Annotated in this window: 1 pseudogene; it reads right to left on the bottom strand. The window is 58.6% G+C overall.

The features are described from left to right. Window positions 1-349, bottom strand: a pseudogene (locus tag A3709_RS24065) (MFS transporter); the annotation flags it as partial.

The raw sequence follows: 349 nt of genomic DNA, 5'->3' as shown, positions 1-349 counted from the left end.
CAATGGGTCCCGCAAAGTGGCGCATCACGAACATCAGTGCGCTCACATACACCAGTAACAGAATGCCCCGCATGCCGACAATGTTGGACAGTGCAATATTGACCCACTGCCCAGGAGCAAGCTCAGCTGCTGCGGNAAGGAACATACAGGCCCAGAACACCCAAAACAGTGGGCGCTTGAGCAATTCTGCAAACATGTCGCCATAGCTCACACCGGCGGCAACACGCTCGGTTTCCGGAAACTGGACGCTGGCCTCCACCCGCGCCAGCACGACCGCCGGGATTAGCAGTACGAACATATTGATCTCCCAGGGAATGCCGACGGCGCTAATCGCCACGCCCAGCAGCCC

Source organism: Halioglobus sp. HI00S01, from assembly GCF_001635445.1.
GTDB lineage: Bacteria > Pseudomonadota > Gammaproteobacteria > Pseudomonadales > Halieaceae > Halioglobus > Halioglobus japonicus.
The sequence above is the reverse complement of the archived record's forward strand: the minus strand, read 5'-3'. Positions and strand labels throughout refer to the sequence as shown.